We start from the raw sequence: 20,430 nt of genomic DNA on the forward strand, positions 1-20,430 counted from the left end.
TATATTCTAAAAATTAAGCTGAAAGTTTAAAATTATTTCAACTTTAAACTTTCAGCTTTTAGCTTACAACTTTTTAAATGCTCATTACTTCTGAAGCACTGTTAATCTTCTTTACAAGTCCCTGAAGTACTTTACCAGGACCACATTCTACAAATTCTGTTGCTCCATCGCTTACCATATTCTGTACGGACTGAGTCCATCTTACTGGCGCTGTTAACTGAGCAATTAGATTTTCTTTTATGATATTGATATCAGTTGCCGGCAGTGCATTTACATTCTGATATACAGGGCAAAGTGGGTTATTAAAATTAGTTGACTTTATTGCTTCTGCAAGTTCTTCTCTAGCAGGCTCCATCAAGGGAGAATGGAATGCTCCACCAACAGGAAGGGGTAAAGCTCTCTTTGCTCCTGCTTCTTTCATTTTCTGGCAGGCAATTTCAATACCTTTCATACTGCCGGAAATTACAAGTTGTCCAGGACAGTTATAATTAGCAGCAACCACAATTTCGTCTGAAATACTCTTGCAGATTTCTTCTACTTTGGCATCATCAAGACCAAGGATTGCCGCCATTGTGCTTGGGTTAATTTCACAAGCTCTTTGCATTGCCAAAGCTCTTTTAGAAACGAGCTTCAATCCATCTTCGAAAGAAAGTGTACCGTTAGCAACAAGTGCAGAAAACTCACCGAGTGAATGCCCTGCAACCATATCAGGATTAAAGTTTTCAGTGATTTTTGCTAATACTACTGAATGTATAAAAATTGCAGGCTGAGTTACCTTTGTTTGCTTAAGCTCTTCATCAGTACCTGTGAACATAACATTCGTGATGTCGAAACCAAGAATTTCGTTTGCTTTTTCAAATAATGACTTTGCCTTGTCTGAACGATCGTACAAATCTTTTCCCATTCCTGAGAATTGAGAACCCTGACCCGGAAATACGTAAGCTTTCATCTTTTTTTAGTTTTTTCGGCTCGCAATTTAAAGCTTAACAGAAACTTAACAAAAGTTTAAACCAACTCTCTTCCTTTACCTAAGGTAATTACCTGTGTTTCAACATTGACCAAAATAATTCTTGTTTACCTTAATATCTGTAGCCAGCTTTTAAAATTTTGTAATTCATCCTTCTTTCTCAATCGTCTAACATACTTTACTTCAGCCACATAATAGTATATTCCATCCTTATTTGTTCCTCCATTCCAATGGATAAAAATATCATCGTCCTGAGTATGAACTAGTGCTCCCCATCGATTGTAAACTGAAAACTTTACTTTTTCAACATACCTAGGTGTCCGTAACGGCACAACTTCTTCATTCCATTCGTCATTATTTGGAGTGATAAGATTTGGCAATTCATATTCAACGCAATTATCTACACAAACTCTGTTACTTTGCAGACCTTCAACGCCGAAAATATTGACAGCTGAAACTGTATAGCAACCTGATAATGAAATAGTATTGAAATCAATATAGGTTGTATCTGGTACTGATTTAAAGAATTCTAATTCATCATCCTCATACTGTGCAAAATAGATATTATAGTGATCAATATTATTGCAGAATGGATCCCCCACCCTTGTCCAGTTTAGAAGATTTCTGTTTAACAATACGGAATCTTGACAATTCTGGGTGGTAATTGTTAAAAATGGCGGTGGAGGAACCTGATCATCCATAGGAATCTCACATTTAGTTTCTGATGTACTAATCAGGGGTTTTGAATATAAGGCATTGCAATAGCTTCCATAAGATTCCAAGTAATAACAGAATGTATCACAATTAACAAGGTTTTCATCTGTGAAAGTCCCTGATATGCTTCCAGGCAATGTTTTATAAAAAGAAAACATTGCTTCATCATTCACTTTTCTATAAAGCTTCAGTGAATCAATATTCCAAGGAACATTCATTGTCCAGGTTACAGTAACTTTTCTGTCACCAGGAATAGTCTGCAAAAATAAGGTACTTGCAGGATCACTAGGTATTGTGTCCGAAAACAGCAGATCTACTCTATAATTATAAGAAGTGTCTGCAGTGTTAAGTGGCTGATCAACAAATACCGTATCAGAATCAAATGTTTGGCCTATCTCTATATAATCTGTTCCATTAATACCTGTTGCTCTGAAGATTTTAAATGAATATGGACCTACAGGAGCTTTCAAAGGCTTAAACCACTTAATGGTATTTACTCCAAGCAATGTATCAGTAACATCTACATTAACAGATGCTATGACTGCGGCATTGTCATCAAGGCTTCCACAGACTTCGTCCGAACCTTTACTTAAACCACCCTGAGGTAATTGAAAAGTTGCTACAATAACATAGCAATAAAAATTACCTCTTACTATTTTATCATTATCTAAATAAGTAGTCTGAGCTGCAGGCACCTCTGCCAAAAAAGTATATCCGGGAAAACCTTCTGCTCCAACCTGACAAGGATCCTGCTTATAATCAGTAAGATCACAACTTTTCCTATAAATACGAATTTTGCTAGCTGTAGAGCAATCATATTTATCCCATGTTAATCGCAATCCTTTTCCTTCCGGCACAACAGATTGTAATTTAGGAGGTTTGGCAATTACCTTTATTCGCAAAGTTTGATAATCTGCCAGTTGCAAAGTTGTATCAGAGGGATAATCAACCGCCTTAAATTCCACTTGATGAGGCTGATTTCTTGCATCCTCACAGCGAGTCAACCATCTGAAGGTACCTTTAGGATTTTTGCCATATGGAGGAGGATTAGTAAAAGTTGCACCCAATTGGTACACACCTGTAGGAGGATTATTTGTAGTAGTAATCTTTACATCATTATTATTTGGATCTGTAGCTTCAATTTCAAAAATCAAAGAATCTCCTGCTACTATACAAGTATCAAGGCCTCTGGAAAGTTCAGGAGGATCATTTTTAGAAGGTAGAACCTCAATTTGCATATCCCTTGTTATATACCCAATTCTAACTCCATTCCTCCATTCTTCTACATAAAATGCTACATTAAACAATCCTTCTTCCTGAGGCACATTCCAAACCAAATCTCCGGTAATACTGTTTAAAGTCATATTGTCAGGTGTAAAATATCCTGAGACATCTACCCCGGCAGCCTGTTTGGGAGTTACAAGTCTATATGAAATACTGTCACCTTCTATATCATAGGCGCCAGGGTTGTATACATAAAGCTTTCCCTTTTGTGCCTTATCCAAAGGGGGGATGGCCATTGTAGGAGAATAGTTTACAACCGACACACCGGAAACTACTGATACTAAAGATTCTATGTAAAATGGAGTATTTATAGAATTCCCAATATTCTTAATACTTCCATTTCTATTAGATTCTGTGTATCCAACCCTATAAGATCCCGTACCAGGATATGTATGTTCAAAATAATATATGTTTTCGTATGTGTCGTTCCGAATAAGTCTTTTAGAATCTCTTGGCTGCTCCAATGAAGTTCCGTCTCCAAAGTTTAATGTAGCAGTAGGATCATCCACCCCAGCATCAACTGCTGCTCGGTTGGTATAGACAATAAGTATAAATCTGTATCGAAGATCAGACAATCTTTGAGTAAGAATATTGCCCGCCCTGATGTGGGTAGCATGAGCTCGTTGTGCCAGGCAGAGCATAACGAATATTAAAAAATTTATATAACATGTTTTCAAAACCTTCATTGCAATCTCGCTGGGATTATGTTATACACGCGAATAATTATTACAACGGAAATCGAATAATGTTTGAAATATGACAAAAAATGCAAAAAATTGCATTGCATACTAAAATTCCCGAATGTAACTTTGGGCAAGTTAATATTAATTTAAAACTAAAAAAACACTATTAAATTATGGGCTGGTTAAGTAAGGCTTTGTCCGGAAACCTTGGTCAAAAACTGATAATGTCTTTAACAGGTCTTTTTCTGATCTCGTTCCTGTTAGAACATCTTCTCAGTAATCTGCTGCTCCTGAAAAGTGATGGAGCTGATTTTAACGCCTACGCGGAATTCATGAAAACTAATCCCGTGATACAGGCAGCAGAGTATGTCCTTTTCGGAGGCTTCATTGTACACATTATCTATGCAGCAATCATTACTGCAAAGAACAAAAAAGCCCGTCCTCACGGATATGCTTACAACAATCCTTCTGCAAACAGTAGCTGGTTTTCAAGAAATATGGGATTGTCAGGATCAATGGTTCTGATCTTTCTTATCGTACACCTGAAGTCATTTTTTGTGCCTCACAAAATTACCCATTCTGCAACTATGACCATCTATGATGATGCAATCATTACATTTGGTAATGTTCCATACACATTATTTTACGTGGCAGCAATGTGTCTTCTTGCATTCCACCTTAACCATGGTTTTCAAAGTGCATTCCAGACTTTGGGATTGAGACATCCTAAATATACTCCGTTCATCAAAAAATTGGGAACAGCATTCTCAATACTTGTTCCTGCGGGATTTGCAGCTATACCACTTTATATTTGTTTCATCAGATAGTCCACATAATTGATATGACGAAATTAGATTCTAAAATTCCTGAAGGACCTGTAGCAGAGAAATGGACCAAGCATAAATTCAATCTGAAGCTTGTAAACCCTGCTAATAAAAGAAAATATGATATTATAGTGGTCGGAACCGGTTTGGCCGGAGCTTCTGCCGCAGCTACTCTTGCGGAACTTGGTTATAATGTAAAAGCATTCTGTTTTCAGGATAGCCCTAGAAGAGCACACAGTATTGCAGCTCAGGGCGGTATCAATGCCGCAAAAAATTATCAAAATGATGGCGATAGTATTTTCAGATTATTCTATGATACTGTAAAAGGTGGAGACTATAGAGCTAGAGAAGGAAACGTTTACAGACTTGCAGAGGTCAGTGTAAATATAATTGATCAGTGCGTTGCTCAGGGAGTGCCTTTTGCAAGAGAATATGGAGGACTTCTGGATAACAGATCATTTGGAGGAGCTCAGGTTTCAAGAACCTTTTATGCAAGAGGACAAACTGGTCAGCAATTGCTTCTTGGAGCATACAGCGCATTATCAAGACAAATCGGTCTGGGTAAAGTTAAAATGTACTCCAGAACAGAAATGCTGGATCTGGTAATGATCGACGGAGCTGCAAAAGGTATAGTTACTAGAGACCTCGTAACGGGTGAGATCGCTTCACATGCAGGCCACGCAGTTCTTTTATGTACCGGTGGATATGGAAACGTATTCTACCTTTCAACAAATGCACAGGGCTCTAACGTTACTGCGGCATGGAGAGCTCACAAAAAAGGTGCATTCTTTGCCAACCCATGCTTTACTCAGATTCACCCTACATGTATTCCTGTTTCTGGAGATCATCAGTCAAAACTGACCTTGATGAGTGAAAGCTTAAGAAATGACGGAAGGGTTTGGGTTCCTAAAAAAGTAGGAGACAAAAGAAATCCTTCGGAAATACCTGAAGATGAAAGAGATTATTTCCTTGAAAGAAAATACCCATCTTTCGGAAACCTTGTTCCAAGAGACGTTGCTTCAAGAAATGCAAAAGAGCAGTGTGATGCCAACAAAGGCGTAGGTTCAAGCGGACTAGCTGTTTATCTTGATTTTGCCGACGCCATTAAGAGACTTGGTGAAAATTCAGTACGAGCAAAATATGGTAACTTGTTTGACATGTACGCTCAGATTACCGGTGAAAATCCTTACAAATCTCCAATGCGTATTTATCCTGCAGTTCACTATACAATGGGTGGGCTTTGGGTTGATTACAATCTAATGACAACAATCCCTGGACTTTATGCACTTGGAGAAGCTAACTTCTCTGACCACGGAGCTAACAGACTTGGAGCCAGCGCCCTGATGCAAGGACTTGCTGATGGATACTTTGTAATCCCTTATACTGTAGGAGATTATCTTGCAGGACTTGGTACTAAACCTGTTGATAAAAACCATCCGGCCTTTAAAGAAGCAGAAGACAAAGTTAAAGCACTAACGAAAAAATTCCTTTCTATAAAAGGAACTAAAAGCGTAACGCACTACCATAGAGAACTTGGTAGAATCATGTGGGACTATTGCGGAATGGCTAGAAATGCTGAAGGTCTTACAAAGGCAAAAGGATTAATAAAAGATTTAAAAGAAGATTTCTGGAAAAACGTTAAAGTTCTAGGGGAAGGCGAAGAACTCAATCAAAGTCTTGAAAAAGCTGGTAGAGTTGCTGACTTTATAGAACTAGGAGCTCTAATGGTGGAAGACGCCCTGAACAGAAACGAATCATGCGGAGGACACTTCAGAGAAGAATATCAGACTGAAGAAAACGAAGCAAAAAGAGATGATGAAAACTATGCCTATGTAGCAGCCTGGGAGTTTAAAGGAGAGGATAAGGCAGAAGAGCTTCACAAAGAAAACCTAAAGTTTGAAACTGTTAAATTAACCCAGAGAAGTTACAAATAATGAGCGGAACAATGAACTTAACTGTAAAAGTCTGGCGTCAGAAAAATTCCAAATCTGAAGGCAAGATGGTCTCTTACAATGTAAAAGATGTATCTCCAGACATGTCTTTCCTTGAAATGTTCGACGTTCTGAACGAGGACCTTATAAGCAAAGGAGATGAGCCTATCGCTTTTGACCATGACTGCCGCGAAGGTATCTGTGGTATGTGCAGTATGTATATTAATGGAAGAGCGCACGGACCCAAAACGGGTATCACTACCTGTCAGCTCCATATGCGCAGCTTCAAAGATGGGGACACAATCGTTGTTGAACCATGGAGAGCTTCTGCATTCCCGGTTGTAAAAGATCTTGTAGTTGACAGAGGTGCGTTTGACAGGATTATCAATGCTGGTGGATTTGTTTCTGTTAACACAGGAGGAGTTCCTGATGCCAATGCAATTCCAATTTCGAAAATAGATGCAGATGCTGCTTTTGATGCTGCTACTTGTATAGGTTGCGGAGCATGTGTAGCTTCCTGTAAAAATGCATCAGCTTCACTTTTCGTTGCCGCAAAAATTACTCAACTAGCTCTATTACCACAAGGACAGGTTGAAAGAGCTGCAAGGGTTGAGAAAATGGTAGCACAAATGGAAGCAGAAGGATTTGGTGCTTGCACTAATACCGGAGCTTGTTCTGTAGAGTGTCCAAAAGAAATCTCTCAAGACACAATTGCAACAATGAATAGAGAGTATTATGCCGCTAAAGCAAGCTCTAAAAACGTTTAATATCATTACATTTAAAATAATAAAAAGGCGACTCCTAAATAAGAGCCGCCTTTTTTATAATTTGTAATAAATACAAGCTTAGCTTCTAAAGGCGAATTTTTCTTTTCTCCACAACAACATTGCTATTGCTCCCACCATCATCCCTTTTAGAATTTGAGTTAGGAATTGGAGTTTCTTTAGGAATAATTTCCTCTTCCACTTCAACCCCGTCTTGATTTAAGGAATCTGTCGCCCCCCCTTCTCCCTCAGGTACTGCAAAGCAAACAATATTTTCATTATCTACCCAAGCACAGCTTATAGAGACATCTTCTTCCGACTCTTTCGCTGCTTCTCCCTGACCATATGAAAATACTGAAATACCCAAGAAAGCAATTAATCCAAACAACCATTTCATAATATCTTCCCTTTCCAAATTATCTAAAAGTTTAACCTGATTAAGGAAGGGAAGGTTTAAATCTTACTCAGCTCCACCCTTTATTATTTGATTTTCAATGGAATTAATTTTACTCTCCAAAAAATTATTATATTCCTTTACTGAATTCAGATAATTCTTCAGAATCTTGATTTCTTCCTCCTTTTGAGCTACTATTTCGGAAAGACGGAGTTGTTCTTCCATAAGCGCAGTATTATCTGCCATCAGTTCACGGATTGTTTCCTGGGAATAGATTTCTCCTTCCTCCCCTTTTTCAGCTCCAAATCTCTTTCCAAGAATAAGGTGATCTAAAGAAACATTGAAAAATTCTGCAATTTTTATTAGGGATTCTATCGAAGGAAGGCGCTTTCCTCTTTCGTAATTGGCGATATTACTTCTATCTATATGGAGTAGATTGGAAATATCTTCCTGAGTAAGGTTTTCTTCCAACCTCAACTCTTTTAGCACTTTATAAAAATTTACGCCATCCATACTCACTATTTAAACAATTTGTACCACAAAAACAACCAATTTGTTTCTTAAAGCAACATATTAAAAAAAAATTAATACCAATAAATCCTTTTGGCAAACAACGCGTACAATATTTAATAAATTCCCACTATTACTTGTTTCAAAAAGAAACAAGTGTTAGTTTAATGTTTGAATTCAAAAACCAAAGCAATACCTAATTTCAAGTATGCACCTGTCTATAGAGGAAATTATAAGAGGATGTAAGAAAAACGACTCTATTGCACAGGAAGCACTTTTTAAGCTATATTCAAAAAAACTTATGACTGTTTGCCTCAGGTATTCTTCCTGCAGAGAAGATGCGGAAGACCTGTTCCAGGAGTCTATGATTAAAATTTTTCAGAGTCTTCATTCATTTGAAGAGAAAGGTTCTGTAGAAGGTTGGATGCGTCGCATCATTACCAATAATGCCATCAAAGAATTCCGCAAAAGAAAATACTTATCTTCTTTATCAGAACCTGAATCATTTAATTTACCAGTGTTCACTGACGACGATGTTATTGAAAAAATGTCGGGGGAAGAATTAATGAGTGTAATACACAAATTGCCAGAGGGTTCCAGAATGGTATTCAACCTTTTTGTTATAGAAGGATATTCTCACAAAGAAATCAGTGAATTAATGCAAATTTCGGAAGGGACCTCCAAATCTCAGTTTTTTAATGCGAAAAAAATCCTTAAAACTCTATTAGGGAAAGGTGAAAAAGTAGATCAATTACAACAAATCTAATCTAATTAAAGCTTGAGTTTTCTTCTTTCTAATTCTTTCCTAATGAGCGAAAGCTCGCGCCCTGTCTGACCTTTAATAGATTTATTTTCTTCCGCTCTCCGAAGCAGATAAGGCATCACAGCCTCCAATGGTCCAAAGGGTAAGTACTTCCCTACATTGAACCTTTTCCTTGCCAAATTAAAGGAGATATGATCTCCCATGCCATAAAGCTGGGCAAAATAGACTCTGTTATCATTATTATTCAGTTTCATCGATGCCATAATTTTAGTCTGAAACAAGTTACTCTCCTCATTGTGACTTCCTGAAACAATTGCTAAATGACTAAGGTTATTAAGGCAAAACTCGAGAGCCTCATTAAAAGCCTGATCGGTTTCCTCCTTAGTGGGAAAAATGGGAGAAGGGTATCCCAAATCCAAAGCCCTTTTACGCTCCTTTTCCATATAAGCCCCTCGCACAAGTTTTATCCCTAGTTTATAACCGCTTTCCTTTGCTGATTTTAACGCATAGCTTAAAAGAAAAGGCATATCCACTCTATACATTTGAAAAGTCCTAAAAATCAGCACATTATTTTTATTATATTGACTCATTAATTTCAAAGTAACAGCGTCGATGGTATCCTGAATCCAGCTTTCCTCTGCATCAACCATCAGTCTGACTCCAGCACTAGAGGCATAAGCTGCAATTTTTTCTACCATTTGATTGAAATGAGAGAATTCTTCTTTTTCAGTAAAATTTAATTCAATACCACTTTGAGTTTTTTCTAAAATGGAAAAACGACATAATGCTGTCATTTTAAATACAACAAATGGAATATTCTGGTCTGAAGCCGCTAAATCTATGGATTTTCGAAGCACTTCCATAGTATGGTCATAAGCTGCCATGGAGCTTTCAGCTTCTACGGCATAGTCTAAAATTGTTTTAATTCCCGAAGAACTAAGCTTATCGATTGCATTTTTGCATTCATCCAAATTTTCTCCTCCACAGAAATGATTAAAAAGTGTATTTTTTATTACTTTTTTAACAGGAAGTTTCCATTTTAGTGCACTTTTTACAAAATAACTGCCTATCTTTGTTAACTTACCCATCCCCATAATTGTGAATAAGAAATTCATTTTTTTTAGCTCACGATCAGGACGGGAAGAAAAAGCTGCCGAAGTGTCGTCAAAAGATACAAGGTTGTGATTGTCCATACGTTAGATAAGAACGACAATGGACAATGAATTGTTGGTCTAATTTATTCTTTGAAAAAAATTATGGAAGTTAACTTACAAGTAAATCCCTTAGAGAAGTGGGCAAAAGTAAAGGGCAAACCACTTGTCATTGCAGGGCCTTGCAGTGCTGAAACGCCGGAACAGTTAATGGCAACTGCGAAACTGTTAAAAGACCTAGGAAAAGTAGATGTCCTTAGAGCAGGTATCTGGAAACCCAGAACTAGACCTAACAGCTTTGAAGGTGCAGGTGCAGAAGGTTTGAAATGGCTAGCCGATGTAAAAAAAGAACTTGGCATACCAGTAGGAACTGAAGTTGCAAATACACAACATGTTGAAGAAGCTCTGAAATATGGAATCGATGTACTTTGGATCGGTGCTAGAACAACTGTTAGCCCATTCTCTGTGCAGGAGATGGCAGATGCGCTTCAAGGTGTAAAGAACGTTGCGGTTTTGGTTAAAAACCCAACCCACCCAGAACTTCCATTGTGGATCGGAGCATTCGAAAGACTATATAGAGCTGGTATAAGAGACCTTGCAGCTATCCATAGAGGATTTGCAACATCTGATAAATCAAAATTCAGAAATATTCCAATGTGGCAAATTCCTATTGAGCTAAGAAGAATAGCTCCACAGATTCCTATCATCTGTGACCCTAGCCATATCGGAGGAAAAAGAGATCTTATATTTGAAATTTCTCAAAAAGCACTTGATCTTAACTTTGATGGTTTGATGATTGAAACACACATCACACCTGAGAAAGCATGGAGCGATGCAGATCAGCAAGTAACTCCAGCTAGACTTGAGGAAATTCTTTCTGAGCTAAAAGTTAGAAAAGACTCTTCTTCTGACAAAGACTTTAACGATCACCTTGACGATTTAAGAAAGAAAATAGACAATCTTGACAGAGAGCTTATCGAAGTTCTTGCAGCAAGAATGGCTATCGTTGAGAAGATCGGAGAATATAAGAGAGAAAATAATGTGACAACCTATCAGGTTAAGAGATGGGATGACATCATGAAGAACAGAGCTGATCTTGCAACAAAGATGAGTCTGAACCCTGAATACATTATAGAAATCTATAAAATCATTCACGAAGAAAGCATAAGAAAGCAGACAGAGATCATGAAAGCTGTCGCTTCTAAAGCTTAATTCTTGTCTTTTTACTTTGGGGCATTGATTTCAACTTCAATGCCTTTGTGAAAAAAAAAATCTTTAAACCCGCAAGGTTATTAACTTTGCGGGTTTATTTTTGTACTTGTGTTAAGGTACACTGGAATAAAAATCTGAATTTTTCTTTAGAACACATTTCTGCCTCCCCTTTAAAATCAAGCTAAGCAGAAGTTTTCTAAAGACTTTGGACCTAATCTTTTATTCAGAAAAACCTTAACAGCATAAGTTTAAAAATTCATGAGCAACCAATTAGTAGTCATCACAACAGGCATCAGAGAAGAACTGAACAAGTTTTTGAAGGAAAGAAAATTTTCTAAAATTGTATTGCTTGCAGATGAAAATACATACAAATATTGTTTTCCCGTTCTAGGCATGAACCTACCGGAAGAACAAATAATTGTAATAAAAAGTGGTGAAGAGCAAAAGAATTTGCGCACTTGTGAGTACATTTGGGACAAGCTCACAGACCTTAGACTTGACAGAAAGGCATTGCTTATCAATCTGGGCGGAGGCGTTATTGGGGATATGGGCGGTTTTTGTGCTGCTACATACAAAAGGGGAATATCATTTGTGCAAGTGCCTACCACCCTACTGGCACAAGTGGATGCAAGTGTGGGAGGCAAATTAGGTATTGATTTTCATCTGTTCAAAAACCATATAGGAGTCTTTCGTATTCCTGATGCAGTGCTTATCGATACTATTTTTCTAAAGACTTTACCAAACAATGAACTACGTTCCGGGTTTGCTGAAATAATAAAACATACACTCATAGCTGATAAGAGCAAGTGGGAAGAGATCAGACAAAAGAGTCTGGCTCAGCAAGAGTGGCAAAATCTGGTAGAACATTCAGTGCTGATCAAGAAAAAAGTTACAGAAGAAGATCCTGAGGAAAAAGGACTGAGAAAAATTCTGAACTTTGGCCATACGATTGGCCATGCGATAGAAAGCTACTTCCTGAATATACCTCATAAAAAATTGCTACATGGCGAGGCAATTGCAATAGGAATGATTTGCGAGGCATATATATCAATGAAAAAAGGCTTTATATCACAACAGGAACTGAATGAAATAAAAAATTATATCATTGCAATTTTTGGAAAAACAGAAATTTTTGAATACGATTCGGAAAAAATTCTACCTTTAACTTTGCAGGACAAAAAAAATGAGCAAGATGAAATACTAGGTTCCTTATTAAACCCGATAGGGCATTCAACCTATAACCATCCTCTTACATTTAAAGACATAATGGATTCAATTCGTTTTTATTCTTTATAAAAATGGCAAAAAAGAAACTGAAAGCTAAAACAACGGCCAAGAAAGCAGCCGTAAAAAAAGCAGCGGGCAAGAAAGCTACCGCGAAGAAAGCAGCTGCGAAAAAGGCTACAGCTAAGAAAGCTGCAAGCAAAAAAACAGCCGCTAAAAAAACAGTTGCTAAAAAAGCTACTGGCAAAAAAGCTGCTACCAAAAAGGTCGCATCCAAAAAGACTACTGCTAAAAAAGCAGTTGCTAAGAAAGCTGCTGGTAAAAAAGCTGCTGTTAAAAAGGCAGTAGCTAAAAAAGCTACAGCTAAAAAAGCAGTTAGCAAAAAGGTAGCCGGCAAAAAAGCTGTTGCTAAGAAAGCAGTTTCAAAAAAAGCCGTTAGCAAAAAAGCAGTAGCTAAAAAAACTACCGCTAAAAAAGCTGTAATAGCTAAAAAGGCTGTTGCTAAGAAAACTGTTGCTAAGAAAGCAGTAGTAGCTAAAAAGACTGTTGCCAAGAAGACTGTTGCTAAAAAAGCAGTAGTAGCTAAAAAGGCTGTTGCTAAGAAGACAGTCGCTAAAAAGACAGTCGCTAAAAAGCCTGCAACTAAAAAAGTAACTTCAGAACAAGTAATAACTCCGGTTCAACCCGAGATTACACTGGCAGAGCAAACAACTCCTTCTGTTCAGGAAAACGTTCTAAGCATCAACAAACTATCTCAAACTATTGAGGTTGCAATCAACCCTCCTGCTTCTAAGAGCGAAAGTAACCGTGTATTGGTTATAAATGCGCTCGCAGGTGGTTCTGCGAAACTTGAAAACCTTTCAAATGCCAGAGATACCCAGACACTTATCCGTCTTCTTAAATCTGATGAACAAGAACTGGATGTGCTTGATGCCGGCACTACAATGAGATTCCTTACTGCATATTGCGCAGTAACTGGAAAAGAAGTAGTTCTTACTGGTACAAAAAGAATGAAGGAAAGACCTATAGGACTTCTTGTAGATGCATTAAGACAACTTGGTGCTGAAATCGAATATGAAGGAAAAGAAGGCTTCCCTCCTATTAAACTTTCAGGTTTTGATAAAGAAAAAGCTGAGAATAACAGAATTCAAATTAGAGGCGATGTGAGCAGCCAGTACATTTCTGCTCTTCTGATGATCGCTCCTCTGCTTCCAAACGGTTTGGTTCTTGAACTTACAGGAAAAGTAAGCTCTAAACCATATATCGAAATGACTCTTGATCTTCTTTTCCATTTTGGAATTGAAAGCGAATGGGAAGGTAATTATATAACAATCAAAAATCAGGAATTTATACCTGCTGATTATACAGTGGAATCCGATTGGTCTGCTGCGAGCTACTGGTATGCTATAGCTGCTTTGTCACCTGATGCTAAAATTGAGCTAAGCGGTTACAAATATGGTTCAATCCAGGGCGACAGCAAAATCGCTGACTTCATGGATCTTTTAGGAGTAAAAACAACGTACCTTGAAGAAGGAATCGCTCTTGAAAACCAAGAAGTAAAAGGCGTGGAATCACTTGATTTCTCAGACAATCCTGATCTTGCTCAAACTATTGCTGTAGTTGCTGCAGCTAAAGGTATTGAACTTACTCTTACAGGTCTTGACAGTCTTAGAATAAAAGAGACCGACAGAATCACTGCTCTTCAAAACGAACTTAAGAAATTCGGAAGCGAGCTGGTTGAAGTTGAAGAAAACTCTGTATACAAAATAGTAAAAGGAGACTTCGAAGTAAACGGTCAGGAAGTTGATACTTATGAAGATCACCGTATGGCTATGGCCTTCGCTCCTCTGGCTGTATTAGGTCCAATTAAAATTGAAAACCCTGAAGTAGTAGAGAAATCTTATCCTCATTTCTGGGAAGATCTAGAAAAAGCAGGATTTAATTTCTAATCCAATAAATATCTGATCAATTGCAATTTGCTTTGATCAATTCTGAAGCCTGTGAAGATCCTAACTCAATTGCCTTCGTTAGATCTTTACAGGCTTCTTCTTTTTCATTCAGGTTAAGCTTAGCCACTCCTCTTAAATAATGTGCCTGTGCACTGGAAGATCTTATTTCTATCAAAGTATTAAGATCGTTTACTGCTTCTCTGAATTTGCTTCTTCCGATATTTGCCTCGGCACGTTTTTGATAAAGTGAGAAGTTTCCCGGATTGAGTTCTAGATATTTAGTGTAATCAGCTTCTGCCTTATCAAAATTATTCAGCTTCATATAAAGATTTCCTCTGTTTAAATAAACATCCATTTTATCTGGAATTAACTTAGAACTTTGGTCATAATCTTCTATCGCCGACTGCAAACTTCCAAGGTTCGTCCTTATTGAAGCTCTGAAAAAGTAAAAATCAAACTCATCCTTCTTGATCGTAATAGCTTTATCCAAGGCTGCAAGCGCATTTGTAAAATCTCTCAGATACTGATATGTCATTCCGAGAATAAAATATACCTCTCCATCTTCAGGGGCAAGCTTCATTGCAATCTTTACATCGGCCATAGCCTGATTATAATTTCCAAGCCTGTTATTTCCTTTTGCACGATAGATGAAATAGTTCTTATTTTGACTATCGAAAGTTATCGATTTGGTAAAATAATTAACAGCCTCCGAATCTCTTCCCAATCTATAACTCAATACTCCTAGTGTATATAAAATTTCGGCTGTAGGTTTTATTTCGCTACACTTTTTGAAATCCGTAAAAGACTCTTCATACATTCCGATAAGGTTATACAAAATTCCTCTTTCATATAATGCTTGAAAGTGCTTGGGGTCAACCATAATGAGCTGGGAATAATCCAACAGCGCTTCATCATCCAGACCAATCTTAGATTTTAGTTTTGCTTTCCGAAAAAAATAATCTGTGTTTTTGGGATTCAGCTTTGTAAGCTTGTCGAGATCTTCCATTGACTGGAAGTTGTTGCCCAATTTGTCATTGGCTTCTGTTCTTCCAAGTAAAGCTTCCTGATAATCCGGTTGAATAGCTATTGCCGCAGTAAAATCATTAACCGATTCCTGAAATTTCCCTTCTTTTAGTTTCTGGATTCCGCTTTCATACAAGGTCTTAGCCTTTTGATCTGTTACCTGACTAAAACTGAGTCTGGAGAGCATTAACAGTAAAAAAATAAATGTAATTCTTTTCATTGTTTGGACTAAAACAAAGATTTAAAATAATCTGATGCTAATCTCATTCTGCTTCCATACCAGGAAAAAATTTCCCCGTTAACGAGTTTAACGGTCTGTCCGGAACAGAGTTGTTCTATCTCCGCCTTGTCTTTTTCCTTAAAGAAATAAGGCTCTGAAGATAACAGAATTATATCCGGTGCAAGCGCAGAAATTTCATCTAAATCTGTTATTGGATATCTATTTCTATCTTTAAATACATTTTCAAAACCGGCCTTTTCCATCATTGCATTAATAAATGTATCTCCTCCCACTGTCATAAATGGTTTTTTCCAGATGAGATAACAAGCCCGAAGATTTGTTGAGGATTTGAAGCCGGAAATAGAGCCTTTAATTTCCTTTACCAAATTTGCAACTTCCTCATGCTTTCCTGTCATTAAGCCTAAACAATTCATCATTGTAAATGCGTCATCGATGGTCTTTACTTCGCCAACCCAAACCGGATATTTTTTCTGCAATTCATCTATTGTTGATTTTTCGTTTTCTTCTTTATGAGCAATAATCAGATCCGGGCTAAGTGAATCTATCTTATCTATGTCAACATTTTTTGTTCCACCGACTTTCATTTTATCCGAAACTGTATCAGGGTATTTACAGAATTTAGTCACTCCTACCACTTCCTTTTCAAGCCCTATATCGAACAAAAATTCTGTAACTGAAGGGACAAGACTCACGATCTTCTTTACCGGTTTATTTAGAACCAGCTTTCTTCCAAGCATGTCTGTGTGAATAGAATCCATAAATCCATCTTAGTTAATTTGAATATATTCTTCAGTTTTATCACTTCAAAATTATGTAAATTTGTTACTTTATTCCTGACAATGAAAAAGATAAATATTCCTTTTAAGGGAAAGCTTGCTAAGGTGCTATTCTTTCTGCCTCTTATCACTGCAATAATATTTATGTATATTTCATACAAGTCAGACCGGATGATTTATCCGGGAATGAAAACTGCCTCTTATAGTGACAAACCAAATGATCACGGAAACTCGCAACTTCACCTTCTCGATACTACTAATCATAAACTTCTTTTTGAATACACTTTAAATAATGGGGCTCCCTACCCCTACCTTGGAGTTTCTATCTTTCCTGAATCAGGATTTGTAGATTTGTCTGGTTTTGACTACCTGGAAATCGATCTGGAAGCGGATAAATCCAAAAGGATTCCTATTCATATTCTTGTAAATGTGCCAGGATTTTCCTCTCCAGAAGATGCCATAAGCTATCGCCAAATGGAACAGGAGATTGATTATTTGCCAAAACAAAAAGTTTATAGACTTTATATAAACAAATTTAAAACACCAAGCTGGTGGTTTACCAAGTGGCAGGTTAATGAAGGCAAAGTCGGTGCACCGGATTATTCTCAAGTACCTTCTTTTTCCATACAAAATTGCCAATTACTAAAAACCGGAGTGAAGGAAAGAATTAAAGTATCTTATATAAAAGCAGGAAAGAACAATTGGATTCCTATAACAATTATAGGATCCTTTACTTTTCTATTTTATGGAATACTATTCCTTTATGGAAAATTGAAGCGAAAATCCTCTGAAGTCAATCAGTTTCCTTATCAGAAACTCAATGTCAATAATATCGCTGATGAGGAGGCTCAAAAATTAATTCAATACATGGCAGAGAACTACCATCGGGAAGAACTTAATTCTGAAGTGATTCAAAAAGAACTGGGAATGACGGAAAATAAAATAGCTTCAATTTTTAAAACATCTCTAAATACGACTTCTAAAAAATACCTTAATGCAATAAGACTTCAGGAAGCTCGCAGGTTACTCGAAGAAACTGACAGACAAATAAGCGACATTGCATATATAGTTGGATACACCAACATTCCCCATTTCAACAGAGTGTTTAAAGAAAATCTCGGATGCTCTCCGAATGAATATCGGAAAAACCTGTTAAAAACCTCCTGATTCATTCATAAATACCTTTTTGCGAAGTATTCTGTGGCAAAATGCAAAACCATTTCAGGTCTCTTTTCAGAATTTGGTGTAAAAAAAGAAATACCAAAAATGATACGAAGAAACCTGCTTACCTTAATTCTGTTCATCTGTTTCCTTTACAATAAATCAGCCGCACAATCTAAGGGATACAGATTAGATTTTAACAGCAATGATTGGGCACCTTCCTATAGTCATCCGGACTTTACTGTCAAAAATAAGGATGGTATACTAAACATCAATGCTCAATCTGTTGGATCTGACTATGAGAATTTTGTGGGTTATTTTCCTCAAACAGATTTAAGTTCTAGTCCTTTTGTGTATGTGAAAATCAAAACTCAATATCCTGTAAACTTTGAACTGAGGTTACTTGATAAGGCGAATAAAGAAACGAACGACAATAATCCCAAAATTTCCGTCTCCCCTGAAGCCGAATATAAATGGATCACTTTGGATTATACCAATAAATTTAAACAAAGCTGGCCGGCAAATGATACCGTTGACAGTAAGGAGATTGTCAAGTTAGCCATTATCTTTAATGGAGGTGGCCCTGATTATACAGGATGGGTTAATATAGATGAAATCATTTTCGGAGATTCTAATTCAGTGAAGCTTCCCTATGATCCTATTATTTATCAGCCCAAAGTAAATCAACTAGGCTATCTTATCAAATCAGCGAAAATTGCTATCATTCCTTCCAATAAAACACTTAATTTTCAAATCATAGAAAAGGCAACAGGAACTCCTATTTTCAAGAGCATTACATCTGCACCTTTAAAATGGCAATATTCAGAAGAATCAGTTGTAAAAGCTGACTTTTCCGACCTGAAGCAGGAAGGGCATTTTTATCTTTTAGCCGAAGGATTAAAAGCTTCCTATGACTTTACGATAAGTGATACTGTTTTGAATGGTCTGCAAACTGCTGCTATAAAAGCTTTTTATTTTAACAGAGCTTCTATTGACATAACTGAACCATATGGAGGAAAATGGAGCCGGGCAAAAGGCCATCCTGATGAGAATGTTCTCATTCATTCCTCTGCTGCATCTTCTGAAAGACCGGAAGGCACGGTTATCTCTTCCCCTAAAGGATGGTATGATGCCGGAGACTATAATAAGTATGTTGTGCCTGCGGGAATATCAGTATGGCAGCTGCTTTCATCATGGGAATACTTCAAGACTGAAACCAATACTTTAAATTTAGCGATTCCGGAAAGTAATAATAATCTTCCAGACATTCTTGATGAAGCTCTCTGGGAAATAGAATGGATTCAGTCTATGCAGGACCCCACTGATGGTGGCGTGTACCATAAGCTTACCAATGCAGAATTTGACCCAATGGTAATGCCTGCGGAAGCAACTACTCCAAGATATGTAGTCAAAAAAACCACTGCTGCTGCATTGATCTTTGCCTCTATGTTGACAAAAGCCAGCAGGATATACGGTCAATTTCCAGAATATAAAGCAGACAAAGCAAAATCCTGGCTTACCCAAGCTGAAAGTGCATGGGATTGGGCTGTTGCTCATCCTAATGAGCAATATGATCAGGATTTAATCAACCAGACCTATGATCCTGATGTACATACAGGTGACTATGGCTTACAAAGTTATAATATAGATTGGGCGGATGAATGGTTCTGGGCTGCGGTGGAATTATACATTGCGACCGGGAAGCAGAAATATTTAAATAAAATAAATATTTCTGACAGGCCTGTTGAAGTGCCTAAATGGTCGAACACAGAGTTTATGGGAATTATTTCATTATTAAAAAACAAAGACAAGTTTTCAACTTATGAAGTCGAGCATGCAGAAAACCGCTTGATATCATTTGCAAATGTGCTAAAAGATCATGCCCAAAAATCTTCATATGCCATTTCAATGGGAGCTATGGCCTGGGACTTTGGTTGGAACAGTAATGCCAATGCTGCCAACCATTCTATGATTTTGCTTCATGCATATGAGCTTACGGAGAATAAGGAGTATTTTAACGCAGCATTATCTAATATCGATTATCTCCTTGGAAGAAATCCATTGAGTTATTGCTTTGTCACAGGCTTTGGAACTCAATCACCTAAACATCCTCATCATCGCATTTCCTTTGCGGATGCAGTGAGTGAGCCCGTACCAGGTTTAATTGTTAATGGTCCTCATAATGACGATCTCAGCTTTTGTAATTATCCCACTACGATACCAGCATTCACCTACCTCGATGATGAATGCAGCGCCCCTACCAATGAGGTCGCGATTAATATCAACTCTGCATTGGTGTACTCATTGAATGCCTTAAAAAGTATATATACTGAGAAAGTGCTTAGTCCTGTAAAAAAAAAGATTTCAGAAGAAAAAATAGACTTGTATCCCAATCCAAATGACGGGACTTTTGAAATTGCCGTTCCTCAGGTATTTAAAAATGGTCAATGGAAACTGATGAATACAAATGGAAATCAGATTGCGGAAGGAGTCCTTTCTTCAGAGGTAAAGCAGGAGTTTGCATTTCAGGAAATACCAGGAGGATTATACCTTTTAATATTTGATAAGGAAGAAAACCAGATAAGGATGAAGGTGAATATTTATTAATGATTTTAAAAAAAAGGAAGGAGGCAAAAAGCTTCCTTCTGATTTTCTAATCCCCACGAATGCCATCTTTCCCTTCAAACTGGTTCATCAAAATTAAAGCTCAGTCTTGACCTTTTCGTTTGAATATTGAGGCTTTTCGCTTAAAAATTGGAGCTTCCACCCGAAAACTGGAGCTTTTTACCCAAAAATTGGAGCTTTCTACCCGAAAATTGGAGCTTTCTACCCGAAAATTGGAGCTTTCTACCCGAAAAA

At 37.3% G+C, this 20,430-nt stretch carries 16 protein-coding genes; 9 read left to right on the forward strand and 7 right to left on the reverse strand.

Annotated features, from left to right (window positions below):
- Positions 1–73: 73 nt before the first annotated feature.
- Both fabD and J7604_RS22920 read right to left on the reverse strand, forming a co-directional pair.
- Positions 74–949 (reverse strand): ACP S-malonyltransferase, encoded by an 876-nt coding sequence (fabD, locus tag J7604_RS22915; protein WP_293901484.1) that lies wholly within the window; start codon positions 947–949, stop codon positions 74–76.
- Between the two features lie 125 nt (positions 950–1,074).
- A complete protein-coding gene (locus tag J7604_RS22920) occupies positions 1,075–3,651 on the reverse strand; it encodes a gliding motility-associated C-terminal domain-containing protein (protein WP_293901488.1) in 2,577 nt (858 codons plus the stop codon).
- Between the two features lie 170 nt (positions 3,652–3,821).
- On the opposite strand from J7604_RS22920, the gene J7604_RS22925 reads away from it, so the two are divergent.
- Genes J7604_RS22925 through J7604_RS22935 form a run of 3 tightly spaced genes read left to right on the forward strand, consistent with a single transcriptional unit; the run spans position 3,822 to position 7,170 of the window.
- The gene (locus tag J7604_RS22925; RefSeq protein WP_293901491.1) at positions 3,822–4,475 is read left to right on the forward strand and encodes a succinate dehydrogenase cytochrome b subunit; all 654 of its coding nucleotides are present in this window, start codon (positions 3,822–3,824) and stop codon (positions 4,473–4,475) included.
- 14 nt (positions 4,476–4,489) lie between these two features.
- Positions 4,490–6,406, forward strand: a complete 1,917-nt coding sequence (locus tag J7604_RS22930; RefSeq protein WP_293901494.1) for a fumarate reductase/succinate dehydrogenase flavoprotein subunit — start codon at positions 4,490–4,492, stop codon at positions 6,404–6,406.
- An 11-nt stretch (positions 6,407–6,417) separates the two neighbouring features.
- On the forward strand, positions 6,418–7,170 hold the full coding sequence (locus J7604_RS22935) for a succinate dehydrogenase/fumarate reductase iron-sulfur subunit (protein WP_293901497.1): 753 nt from the start codon (positions 6,418–6,420) through the stop codon (positions 7,168–7,170).
- Between the two features lie 85 nt (positions 7,171–7,255).
- On the opposite strand, the gene J7604_RS22940 is transcribed toward J7604_RS22935, so the two are convergent.
- Both J7604_RS22940 and J7604_RS22945 read right to left on the reverse strand, forming a co-directional pair.
- A complete protein-coding gene (locus J7604_RS22940) occupies positions 7,256–7,564 on the reverse strand; it encodes a hypothetical protein (protein ID WP_293901500.1) in 309 nt (102 codons plus the stop codon).
- Between the two features lie 63 nt (positions 7,565–7,627).
- On the reverse strand, positions 7,628–8,074 hold the full coding sequence (locus J7604_RS22945) for a helix-turn-helix domain-containing protein (protein ID WP_293901503.1): 447 nt from the start codon (positions 8,072–8,074) through the stop codon (positions 7,628–7,630).
- Positions 8,075–8,279: 205 nt separating this feature from the next.
- Here J7604_RS22945 and J7604_RS22950 point away from each other — a divergent pair, with 205 nt between their 5' ends.
- Positions 8,280–8,837: a sigma-70 family RNA polymerase sigma factor gene (locus J7604_RS22950; RefSeq protein WP_293901506.1), complete on the forward strand. Its 558-nt coding sequence runs from the start codon at positions 8,280–8,282 to the stop codon at positions 8,835–8,837.
- A gap of 5 nt (positions 8,838–8,842) precedes the next feature.
- Here J7604_RS22950 and J7604_RS22955 read toward each other — a convergent pair whose 3' ends face one another.
- Positions 8,843–10,027 carry a proline dehydrogenase family protein gene (locus J7604_RS22955; RefSeq protein ID WP_293901509.1) on the reverse strand — a complete coding sequence of 395 codons (1,185 nt, stop codon included), beginning with the start codon at positions 10,025–10,027 and terminating at the stop codon, positions 8,843–8,845.
- 63 nt (positions 10,028–10,090) lie between these two features.
- Between J7604_RS22955 and J7604_RS22960 the strand changes: the two genes are divergently transcribed.
- The 3 genes from J7604_RS22960 to aroA all read left to right on the forward strand — a co-directional run bounded on the left by J7604_RS22960 (position 10,091) and on the right by aroA (position 14,370).
- A complete protein-coding gene (locus J7604_RS22960; RefSeq protein ID WP_028981634.1) occupies positions 10,091–11,197 on the forward strand; it encodes a chorismate mutase in 1,107 nt (368 codons plus the stop codon).
- 258 nt (positions 11,198–11,455) lie between these two features.
- Positions 11,456–12,493 carry a 3-dehydroquinate synthase gene (gene aroB, locus J7604_RS22965; protein ID WP_293901513.1) on the forward strand — a complete coding sequence of 346 codons (1,038 nt, stop codon included), beginning with the start codon at positions 11,456–11,458 and terminating at the stop codon, positions 12,491–12,493.
- Between the two features lie 2 nt (positions 12,494–12,495).
- Entirely contained in the window at positions 12,496–14,370 is a 1,875-nt protein-coding gene (gene aroA / locus J7604_RS27100; protein ID WP_367113601.1) for a 3-phosphoshikimate 1-carboxyvinyltransferase, read from the forward strand.
- Between the two features lie 16 nt (positions 14,371–14,386).
- On the opposite strand, the gene J7604_RS22980 is transcribed toward aroA, so the two are convergent.
- Both J7604_RS22980 and J7604_RS22985 read right to left on the reverse strand, forming a co-directional pair.
- Positions 14,387–15,613: a tetratricopeptide repeat protein gene (locus tag J7604_RS22980; RefSeq protein WP_293901516.1), complete on the reverse strand. Its 1,227-nt coding sequence runs from the start codon at positions 15,611–15,613 to the stop codon at positions 14,387–14,389.
- 8 nt (positions 15,614–15,621) lie between these two features.
- Positions 15,622–16,392, reverse strand: a complete 771-nt coding sequence (locus J7604_RS22985; protein WP_293901519.1) for a helical backbone metal receptor — start codon at positions 16,390–16,392, stop codon at positions 15,622–15,624.
- A gap of 81 nt (positions 16,393–16,473) precedes the next feature.
- Here J7604_RS22985 and J7604_RS22990 point away from each other — a divergent pair, with 81 nt between their 5' ends.
- A complete protein-coding gene (locus J7604_RS22990) occupies positions 16,474–17,577 on the forward strand; it encodes an AraC family transcriptional regulator (protein WP_293901522.1) in 1,104 nt (367 codons plus the stop codon).
- Between the two features lie 99 nt (positions 17,578–17,676).
- Entirely contained in the window at positions 17,677–20,178 is a 2,502-nt protein-coding gene (locus tag J7604_RS22995) for a glycoside hydrolase family 9 protein (RefSeq protein WP_293901525.1), read from the forward strand.
- Positions 20,179–20,430 lie beyond the last annotated feature (252 nt).

It is taken from the genome of Sporocytophaga sp. (assembly GCF_017745095.1).
In the GTDB taxonomy this organism is placed as follows: domain Bacteria; phylum Bacteroidota; class Bacteroidia; order Cytophagales; family Cytophagaceae; genus Sporocytophaga.